This is a genomic window from Sphingomonas trueperi (assembly GCF_011927635.1).
Classification (GTDB): Bacteria; Pseudomonadota; Alphaproteobacteria; order Sphingomonadales; family Sphingomonadaceae; genus Sphingomonas; species Sphingomonas trueperi.
In genome coordinates, this window is sequence record NZ_JAATJB010000015.1 from 13,826 (window position 1) to 32,382 (window position 18,557).

The 18,557-nt window shown below is 66.1% G+C and carries 27 protein-coding genes, 1 tRNA gene and 1 pseudogene; 14 read left to right on the plus strand and 15 right to left on the minus strand.

The genetic code is table 11. The features are described from left to right. Positions 1-167 precede the first annotated feature (167 nt). On the plus strand, positions 168-1,454 hold the full coding sequence (locus GGR89_RS18440; protein ID WP_125978131.1) for a tetratricopeptide repeat protein: 1,287 nt from the start codon (positions 168-170) through the stop codon (positions 1,452-1,454). An 84-nt stretch (positions 1,455-1,538) separates the two neighbouring features. Here GGR89_RS18440 and GGR89_RS18445 read toward each other — a convergent pair whose 3' ends face one another. Further along, positions 1,539-2,012: an Lrp/AsnC family transcriptional regulator gene (locus GGR89_RS18445; protein ID WP_093295502.1), complete on the minus strand. Its 474-nt coding sequence runs from the start codon at positions 2,010-2,012 to the stop codon at positions 1,539-1,541. Between the two features lie 176 nt (positions 2,013-2,188). On the opposite strand from GGR89_RS18445, the gene GGR89_RS18450 reads away from it, so the two are divergent. Next, positions 2,189-3,772, plus strand: a complete 1,584-nt coding sequence (locus GGR89_RS18450; RefSeq protein ID WP_125978129.1) for a histidine kinase dimerization/phospho-acceptor domain-containing protein — start codon at positions 2,189-2,191, stop codon at positions 3,770-3,772. A 69-nt stretch (positions 3,773-3,841) separates the two neighbouring features. Continuing rightward, positions 3,842-3,917: transfer RNA gene (locus tag GGR89_RS18455), tRNA-Ile, on the plus strand. A gap of 83 nt (positions 3,918-4,000) precedes the next feature. Here GGR89_RS18455 and GGR89_RS18460 read toward each other — a convergent pair. The 13 genes from GGR89_RS18460 to GGR89_RS18520 are packed head-to-tail and all read right to left on the minus strand — an operon-like array spanning position 4,001 to position 10,368. Beyond that, the gene (locus GGR89_RS18460; protein WP_125977278.1) at positions 4,001-5,071 is read right to left on the minus strand and encodes a tyrosine-type recombinase/integrase; all 1,071 of its coding nucleotides are present in this window, start codon (positions 5,069-5,071) and stop codon (positions 4,001-4,003) included. Further along, positions 5,068-5,259 carry a hypothetical protein gene (locus GGR89_RS18465; protein ID WP_125977277.1) on the minus strand — a complete coding sequence of 64 codons (192 nt, stop codon included), beginning with the start codon at positions 5,257-5,259 and terminating at the stop codon, positions 5,068-5,070. Before GGR89_RS18465 ends, GGR89_RS18460 begins: the two co-directional genes overlap by 4 nt. Next, positions 5,256-5,603, minus strand: a complete 348-nt coding sequence (locus GGR89_RS18470) for a hypothetical protein (RefSeq protein ID WP_125977276.1) — start codon at positions 5,601-5,603, stop codon at positions 5,256-5,258. Before GGR89_RS18470 ends, GGR89_RS18465 begins: the two co-directional genes overlap by 4 nt. A gap of 52 nt (positions 5,604-5,655) precedes the next feature. After that, positions 5,656-5,943 (minus strand): hypothetical protein, encoded by a 288-nt coding sequence (locus tag GGR89_RS18475; RefSeq protein ID WP_125977275.1) that lies wholly within the window; start codon positions 5,941-5,943, stop codon positions 5,656-5,658. Further along, positions 5,940-6,248, minus strand: a complete 309-nt coding sequence (locus GGR89_RS18480; RefSeq protein WP_125977274.1) for a hypothetical protein — start codon at positions 6,246-6,248, stop codon at positions 5,940-5,942. Before GGR89_RS18480 ends, GGR89_RS18475 begins: the two co-directional genes overlap by 4 nt. Beyond that, positions 6,245-6,880: a hypothetical protein gene (locus GGR89_RS18485; RefSeq protein ID WP_125977273.1), complete on the minus strand. Its 636-nt coding sequence runs from the start codon at positions 6,878-6,880 to the stop codon at positions 6,245-6,247. Before GGR89_RS18485 ends, GGR89_RS18480 begins: the two co-directional genes overlap by 4 nt. Next, positions 6,880-7,449: a hypothetical protein gene (locus GGR89_RS18490; protein WP_125977272.1), complete on the minus strand. Its 570-nt coding sequence runs from the start codon at positions 7,447-7,449 to the stop codon at positions 6,880-6,882. The genes GGR89_RS18485 and GGR89_RS18490 overlap by 1 nt, the downstream gene beginning before the upstream one ends. Further along, a complete protein-coding gene (locus GGR89_RS18495; protein ID WP_209092380.1) occupies positions 7,446-9,143 on the minus strand; it encodes a DNA cytosine methyltransferase in 1,698 nt (565 codons plus the stop codon). The genes GGR89_RS18490 and GGR89_RS18495 overlap by 4 nt, the downstream gene beginning before the upstream one ends. Then, positions 9,140-9,499 carry a hypothetical protein gene (locus GGR89_RS18500; protein ID WP_125977271.1) on the minus strand — a complete coding sequence of 120 codons (360 nt, stop codon included), beginning with the start codon at positions 9,497-9,499 and terminating at the stop codon, positions 9,140-9,142. The genes GGR89_RS18495 and GGR89_RS18500 overlap by 4 nt, the downstream gene beginning before the upstream one ends. Beyond that, positions 9,496-9,762: a hypothetical protein gene (locus GGR89_RS18505; protein WP_125977270.1), complete on the minus strand. Its 267-nt coding sequence runs from the start codon at positions 9,760-9,762 to the stop codon at positions 9,496-9,498. Before GGR89_RS18505 ends, GGR89_RS18500 begins: the two co-directional genes overlap by 4 nt. Beyond that, positions 9,759-10,055: a hypothetical protein gene (locus tag GGR89_RS18510; protein WP_125977269.1), complete on the minus strand. Its 297-nt coding sequence runs from the start codon at positions 10,053-10,055 to the stop codon at positions 9,759-9,761. Before GGR89_RS18510 ends, GGR89_RS18505 begins: the two co-directional genes overlap by 4 nt. Then, the gene (locus GGR89_RS18515) at positions 10,052-10,189 is read right to left on the minus strand and encodes a hypothetical protein (RefSeq protein ID WP_164521897.1); all 138 of its coding nucleotides are present in this window, start codon (positions 10,187-10,189) and stop codon (positions 10,052-10,054) included. Before GGR89_RS18515 ends, GGR89_RS18510 begins: the two co-directional genes overlap by 4 nt. Beyond that, the gene (locus tag GGR89_RS18520; protein ID WP_125977268.1) at positions 10,189-10,368 is read right to left on the minus strand and encodes a hypothetical protein; all 180 of its coding nucleotides are present in this window, start codon (positions 10,366-10,368) and stop codon (positions 10,189-10,191) included. The genes GGR89_RS18515 and GGR89_RS18520 overlap by 1 nt, the downstream gene beginning before the upstream one ends. A 137-nt stretch (positions 10,369-10,505) precedes the next feature. On the opposite strand from GGR89_RS18520, the gene GGR89_RS18525 reads away from it, so the two are divergent. Beyond that, entirely contained in the window at positions 10,506-11,318 is an 813-nt protein-coding gene (locus tag GGR89_RS18525; protein WP_125977267.1) for a zinc ribbon domain-containing protein, read from the plus strand. Between the two features lie 35 nt (positions 11,319-11,353). Next, a complete protein-coding gene (locus GGR89_RS18530; RefSeq protein ID WP_125977266.1) occupies positions 11,354-11,989 on the plus strand; it encodes a DUF6680 family protein in 636 nt (211 codons plus the stop codon). Between the two features lie 15 nt (positions 11,990-12,004). On the opposite strand, the gene GGR89_RS18535 is transcribed toward GGR89_RS18530, so the two are convergent. Beyond that, positions 12,005-12,736 carry a S24 family peptidase gene (locus GGR89_RS18535; protein WP_167713045.1) on the minus strand — a complete coding sequence of 244 codons (732 nt, stop codon included), beginning with the start codon at positions 12,734-12,736 and terminating at the stop codon, positions 12,005-12,007. A 100-nt stretch (positions 12,737-12,836) separates the two neighbouring features. Here GGR89_RS18535 and GGR89_RS18540 point away from each other — a divergent pair, with 100 nt between their 5' ends. From GGR89_RS18540 to GGR89_RS22435, 9 genes and pseudogenes are all read left to right on the plus strand, one after another. After that, positions 12,837-13,223: a hypothetical protein gene (locus tag GGR89_RS18540; protein ID WP_164521895.1), complete on the plus strand. Its 387-nt coding sequence runs from the start codon at positions 12,837-12,839 to the stop codon at positions 13,221-13,223. Next, a complete protein-coding gene (locus tag GGR89_RS18545; RefSeq protein WP_125977264.1) occupies positions 13,220-13,687 on the plus strand; it encodes a phage regulatory CII family protein in 468 nt (155 codons plus the stop codon). Before GGR89_RS18540 ends, GGR89_RS18545 begins: the two co-directional genes overlap by 4 nt. Continuing rightward, a complete protein-coding gene (locus GGR89_RS18550) occupies positions 13,684-13,986 on the plus strand; it encodes a hypothetical protein (RefSeq protein ID WP_125977263.1) in 303 nt (100 codons plus the stop codon). The genes GGR89_RS18545 and GGR89_RS18550 overlap by 4 nt, the downstream gene beginning before the upstream one ends. A 141-nt stretch (positions 13,987-14,127) precedes the next feature. Further along, positions 14,128-14,604, plus strand: coding sequence for a LexA family protein (locus tag GGR89_RS18555; protein WP_125977262.1), 477 nt, complete (start codon positions 14,128-14,130; stop codon positions 14,602-14,604). Beyond that, positions 14,604-14,801 (plus strand): TraR/DksA C4-type zinc finger protein, encoded by a 198-nt coding sequence (locus GGR89_RS18560; RefSeq protein ID WP_125977261.1) that lies wholly within the window; start codon positions 14,604-14,606, stop codon positions 14,799-14,801. Before GGR89_RS18555 ends, GGR89_RS18560 begins: the two co-directional genes overlap by 1 nt. 14 nt (positions 14,802-14,815) lie before the next feature. Next, on the plus strand, positions 14,816-16,021 hold the full coding sequence (locus GGR89_RS18565) for a DNA polymerase III subunit beta (RefSeq protein ID WP_164521894.1): 1,206 nt from the start codon (positions 14,816-14,818) through the stop codon (positions 16,019-16,021). Positions 16,022-16,126: 105 nt separating this feature from the next. After that, positions 16,127-17,263 carry a CHC2 zinc finger domain-containing protein gene (locus tag GGR89_RS18570; RefSeq protein WP_164521893.1) on the plus strand — a complete coding sequence of 379 codons (1,137 nt, stop codon included), beginning with the start codon at positions 16,127-16,129 and terminating at the stop codon, positions 17,261-17,263. After that, a complete protein-coding gene (locus GGR89_RS18575; RefSeq protein ID WP_206431265.1) occupies positions 17,260-18,003 on the plus strand; it encodes a DNA-methyltransferase in 744 nt (247 codons plus the stop codon). Before GGR89_RS18570 ends, GGR89_RS18575 begins: the two co-directional genes overlap by 4 nt. Continuing rightward, a pseudogene (locus GGR89_RS22435) lies at positions 18,000-18,221 on the plus strand (DUF2312 domain-containing protein); the annotation flags it as partial. The gene GGR89_RS18575 and the pseudogene GGR89_RS22435, both read left to right, overlap by 4 nt. Positions 18,222-18,557 lie beyond the last annotated feature (336 nt).

Consider the following 18,557-nt stretch of genomic DNA (forward strand, 5'->3'; position numbering starts at 1 on the left):
CGTGGGGAGCATGGGAGCCAAGTCGGGGGCTAAACGTTTCCGCACCGCAATGGCGCTTATTCAATCGTGGTTCAGCGTGCTTCTCGCACGGCAAGCGCGCTTGAATGGTGTACAGGGCGCCTTTAGAGGATGACGTGACGCCGCCTGGCCGACGAGGAGAGTTTCACATGAAGGTTGTTTCGAAGCTTGCGCTGACTGCCATGCTTGCGCTGGGTTCCACCGCGCTGGTGTCGACGCCGGCGCTGGCCCAGAAGGACAAGAAGGGCGCCGCCGCGAAGGAAGATCCCAACGCGCTGAAGGTGGGCGATGCCTTCCGCAAGGCCGCCCAGCCGGCGATGGACGCCGTGCAGGCCAAGAACTGGGCCGCCGCCGCCCCGGCGCTCGATGCGCTGGACCAGGTCGCCCAGAACGACGACGAGAAATATTACGCCGCCTATCTGCGCACCCGCGTGCAGATCGGCCAGAACGACATGGCCGGCCTGACCAAGACGCTGCCGATCCTGATCGCCAGCCCGCGCACGCCGGCGAACGAGCTGCCGATCTACAAGCGCCAATATTACACGATTGTCGGCAACCAGGCGCTGAACGAGAAGAAGTATCCGGAAGCGATCGACAACCTGACCAAGGCGCGCGAAGCCGGCAACAACGACTTCGACATCTCGATCGCGCTCGCCAACGCCTATGCGGCGACCGGCAAGCCGAACGAGTCCGTCGCCGAAGTCGATCGCGCGATCCAGGCAGTGAAGGCCACCGGCCAGAAGCCGCCGGTTGCCTGGTACCAGTTCGCGATCCCGCGCGTCTATGCCACCGGCAACCGCGCTGCGACGGCGGAGTGGATGAAGAAGATGATTGCCGACTATCCGACCAAGCAGAACTGGCGCTGGGGCGTGCTGGTGATGCGCGGCAGCGCGGACCAGTCGGGCGGCCGTCTCACCTCGGCGCAGCGCATCGATCTCTATCGCCTGCTCCGCACCACCAAGGTGCTGGCCGACCAGAACGACTATCTCGACTATGCCGAATCGGTGAACGCCGTCGGTCTTCCCTGGGAAGCCGTGGCGGTGATCGACGAGGGCCGTGCCGCAGGCAAGCTCCCGGCCGGCAACGCCGAAATTACTCGCGTGTACACCTCGGCGCAGACCAAGTCGAAGTCGGAAGGCTCGCTCACCCCGCTGATCAAGCAGTCGCAGGCGGCTGCCAACGGCAAGATGGCGGCGCAGACCGGCGACGCCTTCCTGGCCTCGGGCGACTATGCCAAGGCCGTCGAGCTGTACGACATGGCGCTGCAGAAGGGCGGCGTCGCCACCGACGACGTCAACCTGCACCGCGGCATCGCGCTGTACAATCTCGGCCGCAAGGACGAGGCGCGTACCGGCTTCGGCCAGGTGAAGGCTGCCCCGGCGGTCGACCTCGCCGCGCTGTGGATGGTGGCACTGGACTTGCCGGCGCTCTCCTGATCGCGTCGGCAGCTGCCAAAAGGAAAGGGGCGGTCCTTTGGGACCGCCCCTTTTTTGTCCTTCAGACGTCGCTGGATCGACAGGTCAGCCCTTGAACTCCGGCACCGGCACGCCGGGCAGCGCCTTGGCGGTGCGGATGGTGAGCGACGTCTTGACGTGCTCGACATTGGGGGCAGTGGTCAGCCGCGTCGTAAGGATGGTCTGGAAGCTCTGCAGGTCGGGCGCGACGATCTTCAGGATGAAGTCGATCTCGCCGTTGAGCATGTGGCACTCGCGCACTTCGGGGATTTCGGCGACCAGCTGCTCGAAGGCGCGAAGATCGCTTTCGGCTTGACTTTTCAGGCTCACCATCGCGAAGACGGTGAGGTTATAGCCAAGCGCGCTCGGATCGAGCGCGGCATGGTATCCCTTGATCGCACCTTCCTGTTCCAGCGCGCGGACGCGGCGCAGGCAGGGCGGGGCGGTGAGCCCGACCCTTTCGGCAAGCTCGACATTGGTCATGCGGCCATTTTCCTGGAGTAATCCGAGGATCCGGACGTCGATCTCGTCGAATCGCATTTTTTTCTGGGGCTCCTGCGTGGGTTCGTTTCTTATCGCTGCTTCCTAGCATAATAAAATTACGCTTCAACGCAATTGTCCCACATTGCGACGTGCCGAAATGGACTGTTTCCTCCGCAGGTTGCATCGCGGTATGAGCACATGGTGAGTGATTGGACCTTGGGGGGACGACGGCGTTGCCGCTGCGCTTTGACGATACGCTGGAGACGGTGCTGGCCGGTGACCTGCACTCGGCCACCGGCGCGCCGCTCGCGTGGCGCCAGCTGGTCGATCTGCTCGGCCGTGGTCGGGTGCCCGCCGAGCCCCGCGCGCTCGAGGCGCTCAATTCGATCCGCGACACGGTGCCGCTGACCGTGCGTGCCGCGAGCGCGCGCGCGCTGGAAGGCGCCCGGCCGCCGGCCGATCTGATACGGCTGCTCGCGATCGACGAACTCAGCGTGGCGGTGCCCGTCCTGCGCGAGGCGAGCATGTCCGAGCAGGAATGGATCGCGCTGCTGCCGGCGCTGGCGCCCGGTGCGCGACATGTCCTGCGCAACCGCCGCGACCTGCCGCCGGGCGTCATGCGCGCACTCGAAAGCTTTGGTCCCGTCGACTTCGTGCTGGCGGACCAGAGCGCGGATACCCGGCGCGCGCCGGAGGACGCCGAACCCGAGGGCCTCTTTGCCGTCGCGGATCTGGTCGCGCGCATCGAGGCCTATCACCGCGATCGCGACGCGGCCAAGGCGGCGGTCGCCGGCAGCGAGCGGGCCCGCAATTTCCGCTTCGAGACCGACGCGGCGGGCGTGGTGCGATGGGTGGAAGGCGTCAGCCGTCCGCCGGTGATCGGCCTGTCGCTCGACCTCCAGGGGCTGGCCCGCGGCAGCCGGCTCGACGGCGTCGCGGCGGGGGCCTTTCGGCGGCGTGCCGGCTTCACCAATGCCCGGCTGACGATCGAGGGCGAATCGGATGCGGCGGGGGACTGGCTGCTCTCGGCGCTGCCGGCGTTCGAACCGATCACCGGCCGCTTCACCGGTTATCGCGGCACCGCGCGGCGCCCGCGCGCCGACGAAAGGGCCGAGCCCGTCCGTGCGCCGCTGGAAGCCGATGCGCTCCGCCAGATCGTCCACGAACTGCGTACGCCGACCAATGCGATCGCCGGCTTTGCCGAGATGATCGAGACCCAGATGCTGGGCCCGGTGCCCGAACCCTACCGCGATCGCGCTGCGGTGATCCGCGCCCAGGCGCGCGAATTGCTCGGCGCCATCGATGATCTCGATCTCGCCGCGCGGATCGAGAGCGCGGCGCTGTCGCTGGGCGAGGGGCGGGTGCCGCTGCGCCCGATGCTCGCCGCCATCGTCGCCGATCTGGGCGAGTTGCTGGCGCTGCGCGGCTCGGCGATCCTGCTGCCCGAGGAGGACATGGCCGTCTCGGGCGATCGCCGCGCGGTCGAGCGTCTGCTGGCGCGGCTGCTGGCGACTTTGGTGTCTGCCACGACGCAGGGCGAGCGGCTGCAGCTCCGCTTCGCGCAGGACGGCGAGCAGCATGTCGCGATAATGATCGCGCGGCCGCGCGCGCTCGGCCATTATCCGGGCGAAGCCGTGCTCGGCATCGACGACGAGCAGGACGAGGATGGCACGCTGCTCGGCACCGGCTTCGCCTTGCGACTGGCGCGCAACCTGGCGCGGGAGCTGGGCGGCGGTCTGATGATTGCTCCCGACCTGCTTACCCTTCGTCTCCCTGCTGCGACGCGTGCTGCTCGTGAGCAGGCGCAGCAGAGCTGAACCGCGGCGTTCGCGCACCTTGGGCTTGCAGCCGGGTGCGGGGCTCCGCTAGGGCGGACGGACGCTGGGGGGCCTGTAGCTCAATGGTTAGAGCTGGCCGCTCATAACGGCTAGGTTGCGGGTTCGAGTCCTGCCGGGCCCACCAGCAGCCCGCGTAACGTGTTGTAATTGCACGTTATTTGCGGAATTTTTGTCTAACCCAAGGGTGAGGGTTAGACAAATCGGCGGTCACTCTTTGACCGAATACAGCCCATCGATCTGGTGAATCGCGCCCTCGGCAAGCGCCTGCTGGTTGGCCGCCTCGGTATAGGTCCGCACCTGGCTGGAGCTTTTCCACCCGCCGACAGACATGATCTGTTCGTCGGTGAGTCGGCTTTCGGCCATGCGCCGCGCGATCGCCTTGCGCAGGCCGTGCGCCGTGCATTTCGGCAAACCGGCTTCGTCGCACCACTCGCGCATTTTGTTGCCGAAGCCGTCCTTCGTGTACGGCTTGCCGAATTCGGTCACCAGATAGGTGGCGATGCCGACGCTGGGCATGGCATCGATCGCGCGGCGCAGATCCGACGCGACCGGCATCCAGATCTCGCCGCCGGTCTTCGCCGCCTGATAGTTGATCCTCCCGTTGACGATGTGCTTCGGCCCAAACATGCGCGCGTCGCCGCGGCGCTGGCCGGTCCATAGGATGATCTCCAGCGCCAGCCGGGCCTTGGTGCCCAGCTTGTGCTTCGCCTGGTAGGTGGCGATGTCTTCCTCGGTCCAGGTGTAGAACCCCTGCAGGCGTTCCTTCCCGACCTTCTCCGCGTCGGCGACCGGGTTCGAGCTGATCCACTCCAGCTTCTTCGCGTAGGCGAACAGCCGCAGCAGCTCCTTGCGCAGCTTCACGGCCGCGACCTGGCCGCCGATGGTGCGGCCGTTTTCCAGCTTCTTCTTCTCCGTCCGCGTCATCAGGATCGCTTCGATGTGCTCGAACCGGAAGTCGGTGACGCGATCGTTGCCGAACTCTTCGCGGAAGCTCTCGATCAGCCACCGCCGGCGGACGCGCGTTTCTGGCGTGCCCTTCGCCGCGAAGTCGGCGGAACGATAGTAGCGCGTGCAGAGATCGTGGACGCTGCCCGGCGCGTGGCGGGTTTCCATTTGCGTCGGCGCGCCTGCCAGCAGCGCCTTGTATTCCGCCTCAAAGCCGGGCTGATCGGGCAGGGTCTTCATGTAGACCGGGGCAAAGCCGGTCTTCCGGAAGCGCGCGCGCAGCTTGCCGTGCCGATCGGGGGCAACCGTGACGTTCTTGTAGCGCGTCTTCATCGGCCCTTCAGCAGCCTATCGAGAGGGTTGGGCGTAGCCTCGACGATCGTCATCGGATCGTCGCTGGCATCGATCACCATATTGCCGTTCACGTCAATGCCGACTCGCACGCGCGCAAAGCCGGCCTCGCGCGCGCCGGACAGGGCGCGCTTGATGTCCGTCTTGGTGAAGCGGGCGGGGGCAGTCATCGCGTGTCGAGTCCCAGGCGGTGGCGGTGAATCATGTATTCGGCCCATTCCATGCGGCCGGCGGCGCGATCTTCGTCGCGATATTCCTGGATCAATGCCCGGTGGCGGCTGCTGGCCTTGCGGCCGATCTCGCGTTCCTCGGGCTTGCCGCGCGAACCATCGCGCGTGACTCGGGCGACGATCGAGAAGGGTGTCAGCACGCGGCCGCGAGCGGTCGCCCGGTTGTTCCAATCGGCATTGTGCTGGCTGCTGCAGAAGAGCTGGTTGGCACGGTTCGGCTCGAACACCTTGCGGCACTCGGGGCACTCGCGCGGCGGCCACCCGCCCGCCTGTTGCCCAGGCATGCGATTGCTGACGCGCTGAGAGCACGCTTGTAACAAGGGTGGGGCGGGCGGCTTAGGCATCGCCCTGCGCGTCCGCGGGGAACATACTTCGCACCTCTGCGGGAATCAGCGGCAGAAGGATGTCGATATGCTCTTGGCACATCTTCCGCTGGGCGGGGCCTGGGGCCGCACTCCGCATGCCGCGAAGCGCCACCAGCGTGAACATGCACGCTGCCGCAAGCCGCTGGTTCTCCGGGAACGTCTCCACTGCGGCCAAGATCTTGGCGCGGCTCTCGGAGTCTGCTCCGGTTTCATAGCGTGCGGGGCGAACAGCAGTGCGGATGGCCGGAACGTTGGTCATTCTGCCCTCCGACGAACAGTCTTTGCGTCCTTCCGATCGGCCCCCTCGCAAAGCACGGTCCAAGGCGGAATTCTGCCACGAGCATCATAGATGTGCAGGCCGGGCTGGGCGGCCTCAAGGAATAGGCGCTCGCCTTTCCCCTCCACCGTAACCCACGCCTCATGCACCCAGACCGATTCGCCAACCCAATCGTCGGGAGCTTTCCAGTAGCCGCGATTGAACAGGATGGTCCCATCACGCCGCACCGTCCGCACCCCGCCGAGCGTGTAACCGTCGGGTGCTTTGATGTCGTTCTCGCGCTTCATGCTTCCGTCCCAACGTGTTTCGCTAAGGTCGCGAGGTTGGCGAGCGAGCGGATCTCGCCCATGCGGAGGTACAGCGGGAAGACCTTGTCGTCGGGGATGCGATCGTCTTTGATGCCGCTCGGCATGACGGCCTTCACCGCGTCTGCCAGCGCCTCCCGCGCGGCATCGCCGTTGCTATCATCGGTTGGGGTAAGAGCGTCCCCGTAACTGCTTAGAAACTCGCCATCCCACCAGATTACGCCGATGCCGCCGCATTCTCGACAACCGCCGCCGGGCTGGCATTGAAACCGCGCATCGTAAGGATAATCCTTGGTCGAGACGCACCCCTCGCAAGATTCCTGACATCCGCTGCACGCAGTCCAGCAACCGCCATCCTCTTCAATCACCTCGGCGATCCGGGCCTTTTCCCGTTCCGTGTCTCCGGTGGCCGCAGCGGCCGATTGCAGCCGGTGCCGCGCCAGCATCTGCAGCGCGCCGTCGGTCGATGGCAGGGTATCGGCCTGCACGCGGGCATATTCGACGGTGTGGCCGGCGGAGATCAGGCCTCCGAACAGCGCTTCGCGGTCGACGGTATCGATCATCACCGGCTGGAACGGGTTCGGCACAACCGTGCCCTTGGTTGCCATCGGCATTAGAACAGTCCTTCCTGCTTCGACTGGGGCTTGGTGACGGCGGCGCGGGGGACCGGCGCCGCCGTCTGTCGCGTGGGTGCGCGCTCCGCGCTGCGGGTCACATGGCGGCCTCCCTCGGTTGAAACGGCATCTTCTCCGCTCGGGCGCGGCCAGCGGCGGCGCGCCTCTTGATTGACGGAGTGCAGGAACAGGATGTGCGGACGATCGGCGCCGGGCCACCACGGGAAGTGGTGGTCGATCAGCGCCTGGACGCGGGCGAGCTGCTCCGCGTTCACTTCGTCCGGCGCACGGGCGGCGCGCTGGGTGAGCATGTCGCGGATGCCCGCGAGATCCTGGCGGATCTCCGCATGGCTGGCCTGCAGCTCGGGCTCGGGCTGGTGATCGACGATCGCGCGCCACATGGCGGCGAGGGCGCCGGAGACGCGCGCCCGATCGGCCGCCGGGGCGGCTCGCTCGGTGTCGCCTTTCTCCGCCAGCTGGTCGGCATGGCGCTGGCGCGCGGCGTGGATGCGCCCGGCCTCTGCCGCGAGTGCAGGCCAGTCGCGAGCGACGTAGTCGGTGCGGTTCATGCTGCCAGCCTCATTTCGGGAGCGGCCGGTGGGTTCGCAGCGACCAGAGCGCGGGCGACAGGTGGGCAAACGCTGTTGCCGATGGCGCTGATCTGCTGGGCGATCGGTAAGCGGCCGAACTTCATCTTGCCGCCCTTGGTCCGATACAAGCATTCCGGATCGAGGACGTACGTCTCCGGGAAGCCTTGGGCGCGCGCCAGCTCGCGTGGCTTCAGCATCCGCAGGCCGATGTCGACGATTACATAGGTCCGCGCGTCGATCGTCACCGTGACAACGGCGAAGCGTGCCTTGGTGGTGATCGTGTCGAGCGGTCGATCGACCGGCTGGATCTGCGCGGCCTCCGACTCGCCGTCGGTGCCGTAGTATTTGACCAGGAACGCGGCGACGCGGGTGGCGCGTTCCAGCTGCTCTGGCGGCAGCGCATCGGCCTCCACCATCACCGTCTCGACGACGCGCTGGTTCGCACCCTTCCCGAGGATCGTGGAGAGCGGTTTCCGAGCATCCCGGCCGATCGCGCCGGTGTTCGCCTGCTCCAAGTGAGCGGCGATGACGGAATGATGGTTGCCGCCGGCAGTGGCGGTCTTCAGCGGCTTCTGCGGATCAGCGCGGCCACCGTTCGTATTGCTGGTGTAGAAGCTGGACAGGAAGGCGCTGACGACGCCGAGCGGCACCGCACCGGCTGGGCGGGCTGGTTCCCCATTCGCCGTGATGGTCGGCAGTGGGTCGTTCGCTGCGGCGCCGACAGACCCGGTGCGGAACTTGGTGACATGCGGTGCGAGTTGCACGTCGACCAGCGAGAACTCGCCGCCGTTGGCCGTGGTAATGGTCGGGAGCGGCTTCGACACGGCATTGGTGCGCGGGCTGCTCTGGGTATGCGTCACCGGGACGATGAACGGCTCGGCCGCATTCACGACATAGCGCATGACGCCCGCGGCAATGCGGCGCTTCGTTGCGTCCGCGAGATCCTTCTGTCGATCGAAGATCGAGGGGCAGCGAATGGACCAGTCGATGCACTCGGCGGCGGTGCGATACGGCAGCAGTCGACCGCTGCGGACACCCGCCGAACCTGGCGAGCCGTGGGTGGGCTTCGGCCACACGATCGGCATGCCGTCGCGGCGCATGATCATGTAGAGGCGGTTGCGGGTGGTTGGGGCGCCGAAGTCGCAAGCCGGGATCATCTTCCACGCGACGCAATAGCCTAGCGCGCGGATGGCCCGGACGAACCGCTTGAACTCGCGGCCTTCCTGGCCGGGGATCGGGCGGCCTTCTTCGTCGAGCGGCGCCGCGTACTGGAATTCCTCGACGTTCTCTAGGAAGGCGACACTTGGCTGAACGTCGCGCATCCATGCCACGACTTCCCAGCATAGTGCGCGGATGCTCCGGTCCTTGACCGGGCCGCCCTTGGCGCGGCTGAATTCCTTGCAGTCGGGCGAGAACCAGGCGCCGGATACCGGCCGCATGCGGGTGGCGTGCAGCGGCCACAGCGACTTGATGTCCTGGCAGAAGTGTTCCGTTTGCGGGTGGTTCGCTTTGTGGATCGCGATCGCGGTAGGGCTGTGGTTCACCGCGATATCGACCGGGCGCCCGATAGCCTGCTCGATCCCCGTGCTGGCACCGCCGCCGCCGGCAAAGCCGTCGATGAACAGGCCAGACCAGGCGAGGCTGGCAGCAATGAAACCGGTGCGCGGCGTCAATTTGCTTCACCATCGTCGAGTAGCGCGTCGACCAGGTCGTCGTCGGCCACGGTCGCCAGAAGTAGCCGGATCAGGGCATTGACGGACAGGCTTCGCCTTGCCGCATGCGGACGCAGGGCGCGCAGCACGTCATTGTCGGCGCACACGGTGTGCTGTTTCGCAGTTGAGGGCGCGGCTTGTCGGATCGGCCGTTCGGTTCCACGCTTCCGGGCTGCGCTCGCTTCGAGAGCCGAGACTGACTTAACGTCGATCCCGATCTTCCGCGCGATCTGCGCTGCTGTCATCCCCTCGGTGCGCAGATGCTCGATCGCCGCCGTGCGGGTGGGGAAGCCCAAAGTTGGCTTCGGACTGCTCATATCCAATCCTCCAGGTAGCGGGCGAGGGCGCCGAGCAGCTGGCCGCGCATATCGTCGAGGGGTTCGCCGCTGGCGACGCTGGCCTCGATCGCCAGCTTCGTGGCGTCGGCCAGCTTCTCGATTGCTTCCTGATCGAACGGCGTGTGGACGTTCAGCGGGCCTTCGGTGGCGGCGAGCATGATGTCGGCAAGCGCCGTGGCGGCCTGGGATGCGGCCGCCAACGCAAGGCGACGGAAGTCGGGGGTGTCTGCAACGTCCGTCATTCTGCGGCCTCCAGATCGGACCGGTCGCCCTGCTGGGCGGCGATGCGGGAATAGGTGCGGGCGGCCTTGGCGGCCGGGCCGTTGGCCTCGGTCGGTCGGACGGGGCCGAGGGCCTTCAGGATGTGTTCGCTGGCGATCTTCGCCATGCGCGTCAGGCGGCGGCGGCGCGCGCCGAGGTAGCCCTTGCGAAGGATCTGCGGCACCAGCGCCCAGCAATCCGCGCAGAGCAGGTGGCGCAGCTCGCGCGCGCCGCTGCAGCCCCTGCGCTTGCAGGTGTAGCGGCGGGCGGTCACTGCGCGGGGCTCCAGGCGATGGCGAGCAGGATCATCCCGCCCACTGAGAGCGCCAGCATGGCCAGCATGGCGAAGCCGAGCGCGCGGCTGCTGCCGCTGGCCTCGGGCGCGAAGCGGCGATCGTCACGGCGCATCAGAACGGCGTCCCGGCGATGCCGAGCATGACGATCATGCCAACGATGATCCCCGCGAGCAGGGGCAGGGAAACCGGGTGTTCGTCCGCCAGATCAGCAGCGCGGCGGGGGAGCGATGGCGCGAACGGTTCGCGCGCATCAGCTTCTAGGTGGACGCGGGTCCATCGGGGATCGGGCATTGTCGCCTCCATGTCTGATGGCGGCGATCAATGAGGTAGATAAAACTAACAGTCAACAGAAATGTTAGACAAAACTACCAGTGCAAGCGACACCACCCGGTTCTAGGCTGAGCGTCAAGGGGCTAGAGGGGGTAAAGATGGCGGCGTACTGCTCGGACTGCGGAGAAAAGCTGCCGGAGGGCGCAAGGTTCTGCAGCCACTGTGGTGTTCCGGTTTCTGCGCTTGTGCCGTCCGGCGCCGCGGTCGGCGAGGCTGGGCTGGTGCCGGAGGAGGTGGATGCACCGTCGGCCGAAGCCGATCAGGTGGCGCCCACGGTCCCCGATCGTGAGCCTGAGCGCGATACGCTGACGCCGATCATGTTTGGAGGCGTCGGCATTGTGATGGTGGGTTTGCTGATCGCGGCGCTTGGTTCGAGCATATCGGCCAATCAGAATGAGATCGCGAATAGCCAAGACATTCTCGCGGTGGATGCAGCGGCACCCATCGAGAATGCCGCAGACTCGGCTGCTGCCGCCTCGCCGGCTCGGGCTTGGCAGTATTCGTCCAGTGAGGACAACATCAGCGGGAAGCAGATCCTTACCGCGAGTGTCCAAAGCAGCAACGAGATACAGCAGGGCTTTCCCTATGGTGAAAGCGGCCTGACTGCCACGATCCGGCGGCACCCTCGTTGGGGTCGCGACGTGTACTTCACCCTTGGAAGCGGCCAGTTGGTGTGCGGCGTGATGGATAGTTGCTACGCCCTCGTCCGCTTCGACGATGGTCCTGCGCGCCGTGTGAGCCTTGCCGAGCCTTCCGACCATAGCTCCGGCACCCTCTTTGCGTCGGGCTCGTTGGCGGCGTCGATGCTGAAGGCGAAGAAGATGGTGGTGGAGATCGAGGTGTACCAAGCGGGGCGGCCGCAGTTCTCGTTCGATACGGCGGGCTTGGATGCAAAGAGAGCTGGGCTCTAATTAAGTGTCTGGTTCAAGATGGGTGGGGGGGACATATGCAGCAGGAACAATTTACCTGGGTAATCAAGGTAAGCGATCTTGCTATCATCATAGCTACGCTCGTTGGTCCTATCCTGGCGGTGCAGGCTCAAAAGTGGCTCGAACGTAATAGGGCTATAAAGGACCGCCAGAACTATGTTTTTCGCGTGCTGATGGCTACGAGAGCGGCGAGGTTGTCATCGGCACACGTCGAGGCGTTGAATAGCGTGCCCGTGGATTTCTACGGCAGAAGCAAGAAGTTGAAGGCAATCAGAGATGATTGGCAAATCTACCTCGCGTCTCTTGAAAACAAGGGTGCTGGAGGCGAAGCGGCAGCAGCTATTGCGCTGGCGAGACAGGGGTGTTTTCTCGATTTGCTTCAAAAAATGTCGTCGTATCTGGGTTACGACTTCAATAGGGCTGAATTGGAAAATGGCCTATACTATCCAGAAGGGCATGCGGCCATTGAGAGCGATCAAGAGCTAATTCGAAGGGGTGTCGCTGCAATCATAAAGGGCGAAATCGCGATACCGATGGCGGTAAAAGAGTTCCCTGCCACTATGGACGACGCAACCATCGCTAACCAACAAGCCCTCGCGAAACTGCTAATGGAGTGGCTTGACGGGCAACGGGCGGTGAGAATCGAGCAGTGATCTTGAATTGCGCTACTAGTAGCGAGCGCCCTTGACCTTGTGCATCGCCGCCACGCGGGCAATCTCGACCCGGAACATGGTGGGTGGATTGTACTGCCGCAGTTCGACGTATTCTGAACTGCGGCGTACTAATTCCTTGACCAGCACCATCTTTACGCCCTGGTCCTGGTCGGTGCCGCCGCGCAGCTGGACGATCACCGTGTCGCCAATGCCCACACCCTCGCGCGGGCTGACCCATACTTCGTGACCAGGCTTCAGCGCCGGCACCATCGATTCACCAACGATCCGCAGCGCGTAGGCCTGCGGGTCTTTCGCGAGGAAATCCGGGCGGCTGACATAGTCGAGGACCTGACCGTAATAGAGTTCGGTCAGTTCGATATGCTCTTCCACAGAGCCGAAATCGCCTCCGATGGCGCTGCCCACTAGCGGCACCGGCGGGAGAGGTTCGTCGCCGAATATGGCCATCCGGGTATCGCGCGAGCCGCGGGCGATGCCGACCACTTCGGAAAGAACGAATTCGCTATCAGTCTGCTTTGCATGCTCCAACGACCGTTCGTAATCGGCCCGCGTTGCCGAGATGGCGGACAGCAGGGCGTCCACAACGTCCTGGCTCGGGTTGCCGTGCTTCTCCAGCCCGTTGAAATAATTCCGCGCCAAGCCCGCGTCGGTTGCCCATCGGCCAAGCGCGAGGCCGTCCGGCTTCAGCGCCATGAGCGCGCGGTAGACTGGGGGTTTCGGTTCGGCCATCGTGTTAGGCGTATCGAACAACGCCAATGAGACGGCAACGCTAGTTTGATCTAACATTGTCGCTTGACTGTTAGATACAAATACCGCATCCGATGCGGCCATGCATGTTCCGACCCATGAAGAGGTGCTTCGCACCATCGATGCGTTCCTGGAGCGCCACCCGAAGATCGGAGAGTCGCGTTTCGGTCGCGACGCAACAGGCGAGCCTGGGCTGCTCGGCCGTCTGCGCGCCGGCTCCACGCCCACGCTGAAAGTGCTGAACCGCATCAAGTCGTACATGGACGATAGGGACGCGACGCTTGGTGTGGGTGGGGCTGACCATGGCGCCCGTGATACTTCGCAGGCGCAGCATGCGTCATCCGGAACCGAAACGAATATTTCCGCGCCGTCGGGCGCACTGAGTTCTGTAGTCGGCCTCCCGGGCTCAGCTACGACTGCAGCCGAAGGGGAGGGGGCATGCTCCCTCCCCGGAGGGCTCGCCGCATGAAGCCCGAGCGCCTCGCGCTGAAGCGCGCCTTTGCCGACACGATAAAGGGCGTCGGCGGCCTGGAAGCGGCGGCGGAGTTCTGCCGCGTCGGCAAGTCCGTGCTGGGCGATGCGCAGAACCCGAATTGCCCGGATCGCTGGCCGCCGCTGGATGTCATCGCCGATCTGGAGCCGCTCGCCCGCGATCGCGACGGCTGGCCGCACGTCACCCGCGCGCTCTGCCGGGAAATGGGCGGCTCCTTCGTGCCGCACCCTGCGGGCGTGGCGGCGGGCGGCGACCTGATGCTGCGCGCGGGCGAGCTAGTGAAGGAAGCGTCCGATGTCGTGACCTCGCTGGCCCGCGCGCTCGCCGACAAGAAATTCGACACGAAGGAGCGCCGCGAGGTGCGCGCCGAGATCAATCAACTCGTCGAGCTGGCCGTCGGCATGGCCGCGCTGGTCGACGCATCGGGAGAACAGAATTGACCCTCATGCATCTGGCGGCCGTCGTGCCCAGCCGCGGCGCCCACAAGCTGGCGTGGATCATCGGCACCTCCGGCGATCCGGTCGACGATATCGAGCGGTTCGGCCAGGCCGTGGGCGGCGTGGCGATGTTCGATCGCGTGCTGTCCGGTGAGGTGGTGCCTTGCGCCGTCATGGCCGCCGAGATCCAGCTGTGGAGCATGGGCCTGATCCAGCGCCAGGACTGGCGCCGCCCGGCCTATCGCTGGTGGGGCGATCGTCCCATCGGGTGGTTCAACCCTCGGGTTCCCGCTGCGGCCTGATCATGGCGGGGGGGATCAACACCAATTCAGTTACCGGCGCGCGGCCCTCGGGTCGCACTGAAGACGCGCGCCCTGGCGAGCCGAGCCGTTTCCCCACCCCCCCGGCGGCTCGGCTCGCCTCAACCGATCAACGAGACGCCCATGCTTGATGCTGCCGGCATCACCGAATGGGTGCGCAATGCAAAGGCGGGCGACATGGCCGTATACGCGCGGGGCGAGACGATTTCACGGCCGGTGGCCGAGTTGGCCCGCCGCTTCCACGAACAGGGTCTGGTGGATCTGACGCGGCGCCGCGATGGCGGCGGCTGGCAGTTCCTGATCCAGCGCCGATCGGCGACGTACCGCGCGGGCCGTCAGGTGCGGCGGGTGCATCCGCGCTCCAGCGCCGAAAACGCGATCCTGCGCATGATCCGCGACGCGATCCGGCTGAAGCAGCCGTGCCCGACCAATGCCGAGTTCGCCGAGGGCGCGGGACTGAGCGGCGCGATCGCCGCCAGCTACCGCCTGCGCAAGCTGGTGCGCGACGGGAAGGTGGAGCTGGTCGACCATGGTCCGTTCGAGAGGCGCGTGGCGGTGCTGGTTGGCACCGACAAGCGCACGGTGCGGGCGCCGCTCTGATGGCGGACCAGGTCGATGATGCGAGCGAGATCGAGCAGGCGCACATCGACCGTGCGCTGGCCGAGGTGCGCCGGGAGCCCTTCGAAGCTTGGGTGTCCGGCAAATGCGAAGAATGCGGTGACGAGACGCTGAGGCTGGTGGAGGGCAAATGCGCGCCCTGCCGCGAGCCTTGGCCGCCCCTGCCGCGTCGATACTGAGCGGAGGAAACCCCATGATCGAGATTGAAACGCGCAAGTTCGTGGCGGCGATGGAAATCGCCGGATCGGTGGTGCAGCGGGGGACGAGCATCGAAGTGCTTCGCCAACTGCGGCTGCATGCCAATGGCCTGCTCTCGATCAGCGCGACGGATCTGGACATGGGGTGCGAGGTTCGGCTGCCGTATAGCGGCGCACCGGCCAGCCCCTTTCTGCTGCCGGAGCCCGCGCGGATCCGCAAGGCGGTGGCGCATTCCGGCGGCGATTCGGTGCGCGTGGTGCCCGGCGAGGATGGTGCCGTCTCGGTAGAGGCGGGGCCGCTCGCGCTTGCCGCCAAGGGTGTGCCCGCCGGGGACTTCCCGACGCATGGGCTGGAGGCGCTTGCGCGGGAGGATCTGCGGTGCGTGCTGGGCTCGGCGGAAATCGCGGCGATCGGGCGGGTGGCGCGGGCAATGTCTGCCGAGGAAACCCGCTATTACCTGAACGGTATCTTCCTGCATGCGCTGGACGATTGGACGGTACGGGCGGTTGCGACGGACGGCCACCGGCTGTTCTGGGCGAACCTGAAGATTCCCGGCGCGATGATGGCGCGGGACCGCTTCACGGGCGTTATCCTGCCGCGCGGCCTGATCAACCTGGTGCTGCGCCGGTTCAAGCGCGCCGAGGAAGTCGCGCTGGTGGTGGGTGTGCCGCTGCCCTTCAACGCGGTGGAGGTTGCCGAGGGCACCGCGCCGGCCAGGGGGATCAACCCGCGCGTGGCGCTGGCGGCGAACCTGGGCGACCTGCTGGTTTCGTTCCGCAGTAAGACGATCGACGGCACCTTCCCCGATTACACGCGGGTGATCCCGGAAGCGCACGAATACCGGGTGGTACTGGATATCGCGACGCTGCGACGGGCCTTGCTCTCGCTAGTAGCCAGCAGCGCGGCCAAGCGGCCCGACGTGACGATCCGCCACGAAGGTGGGGAATTACGCTGCTCGATCGCTACCGATTGGGGCGGCAAGGACAGCCGCGCGTGCGCAAGCGTGGTGATGCTGGAATGCCTGGGGCTGCCCGAAGGCTATCAGATCGCCTTCAATGGCCGGTATCTGCTCGACTGCCTCAATTCCTGCCGCGGCGCGCGGGCGATCTTCGGCCTGAATGGCGGGATGGCCCCGGCCTCGATCGCGGGGGACGAGGATGCGGGCGATTTCGGCATGGTCGTGATGCCGGTGCGCACCTGATCGGGAGAGCGGGGCGGACACCCTGTGCCCTTGCGCCCCGCTGGGCGGCGTCTCCCAAAGCCCGGCACCCCAACCAGAACAGCCCGAACCCTACGGGAGGAATCCGTGTCGCCACCTTCTGCCAGCCTTGCCGATCTGGATGCCATCCGGCGCCGGCACTCGCTTTCGGGCCTGATTGGCAAGAAGGTGAAGCTGCGGCGCAGCTCGGGCGGGTTCAAGGGGCTTTGCCCCTTCCACAAAGAGCGGACGCCCAGCTTCCATGTGAGCGACGCGAGCGGCACCTATCATTGCTATGGCTGCGGCGCGCATGGCGACCTGTTCCGCTGGGTGCAGGATTCGGAAGGCGTCGATTTCAAGGAAGCAGTCCGCCGGCTGAGCGACGGCGATCCGATCCAGGCCGATGCGGCGCTCCCGCAGCGCGCCGGGCCGCTGCGGGAGGATTCGGGGGTCGTAGCTTCGGTGGAGGTGGCGCGGTGGCTGTGGCGCACCTCGCTGCCGGCGCTGGGCTCGATCGTGGAGCGCTACCTGGTGGCGCGGGGGTTGGAACTTGGCGGCATCCGGCAGTTCCGCATGCTCTCCGCGCTGCGCTTTCATCCTCGGGCGGCGGTGGTGCCGTGGCGCGTCGGCGCGGCCGAGGGCGACGTGCGCAAGCGGGCGCCTGCGATGTTGGGCCTGATCGTGGATCGCGACGGCGAGCCGATGGGGGTGCATGCCACCTATCTGCGGCAGGACGGCAGCGACAAGATAGAGCGCAAGATGTGGGGCGGGCTGCAGCGCGGCGCGGTGTGGCTGCAGGGGTGCCCCGGTGACATGCCCGGCGGGCGGATCGCGGTGGGCGAAGGCATCGAAACGGTTTGGAGCTGGGTGCAGCGCAACCAGTGGGACGGCGCCGCCGCCGCGGCGCTGAGCCTGGACAATCTGCAGGGCGGCATCGTGCGCAAGGATGGCGTGTGGCCCCTGTGGAACATCCGCGCCGAGCTGGGCCGTCCGCCGTTCCTGATCCAGGGCGCGGCCGAGGCGGTGGTGCTGGTGGACGCGGACATGAAGCCGCTGGCTGATCAGAAGCTGCAGTATCGCCGCGGCGCCAAGTGGGTGCGCGGGACTATCGAGCAGGCCGAGCGCGCGCAGATCTGCGCGACGGCGGCGGTGCAGCACTGGCGGCATGCCGGCGCCGGCCTGGTGCGCGCCGAACGCCCGCCGATGGGGATGGATTTCAACGACATGGTGAGGGCTGCGCAATGACGTACCTGCGCAAGGAAGTGATCGGGCGGGCGACGCTGTACCTGGGGGATGCGCGCGAGATTGTGCCTACGCTTGGCTTGGTGTCCGACATCATGATGGACCCGCCCTATGAGGCGATCATGCACGAGAGCAAATCGGGCATGAAAGGGCTAGTGCGGCCCGATGGCTCGCATCATTGGAAGCCGCTAGACTTCGACCCGATCGACGCAATCCGCGACGAAGTGGTTTCGTGGGGCGCCCAGTGCGAGGGTTGGTTCATCGCCTTCTGCACGTCGGAAGGCGTGGCGCGGTGGGCGGATGCGATCAACGCCAGCCCGATGAAGTACAAGCGGGCCTGTGTCTGGATCAAGCCGGACTCGACGCCGCAGATGAACGGGCAAGGGCCTGCGCAGGGCGCTGAGCATTTCGTTTGTGCCTGGGCGGGCAAGGGGCACGCCCGATGGAATGCTGGCGGCAAGCGTGGGGTCTACACGCATTTAGTGAATGGTCCAGAGCGCACCGGGGCGCATCCGACTGAAAAGCCGCGTCGCCTTATGAGCGAGCTGGTTGCAGACTTTACGCAACCCGGAGCGACCATCCTGGACCCGTTCATGGGTAGTGGAACGACAGGCGTCGCCGCTGTTATGGCAGGGCGCAGCTTCATCGGGATTGATTTGAACCCGACCTATTTCGCCCTCGCCTGCAAGCGCATCGAGGATGCCCAGCGGCAGTATGGCCTGTTCGAAGGTGTCGCGGCATGAGCGGGGACCGGCTGCGGCTGTTCGTAGAGCGCATCGAACGGCTGATCGAGGAACGCGCCGGCATCAGCGACGATATCCGCGACGTGTACGCCGAGGCCAAGGCCGAAGGCTATGACACCAAGACGATCCGGCAGGTGATCGCGCGGCGGGCAATGGAGCCTCACCACCGCGCCGAGGCTGAAGAGCTGCTCGCCACCTATGAGGCGGCGCTAGGGATGGAGGATGCCGAGGCGCGGGAGGCGATCACCGCGCTGCGCCCAGATGCCGCTGCGCTCGCGCTTGACCTGCTGACTGCGGAAATCGTCGCGCTGGAGGATAGCAACCAGGCGTCGGCGCTGGTGGAGCATGTTCTGTTCCTGCTGGATCTGCGCGCCGAAATCGCGCTGCTGCGGGCGCAGGAATCGGCGCGGAAGAAGCTCGCCAAAGAGGAGGGTTTCGACGCCAAGCAACTCGCCCTTGTGGTTCGCTGGTTCGAGAAGGTGGCGAAGCATGGCGAGGAAGCCATGCGCGCCGGGGAAGCCACGTTCGGGCTCTACCGTGGCACGGTCGAAGTG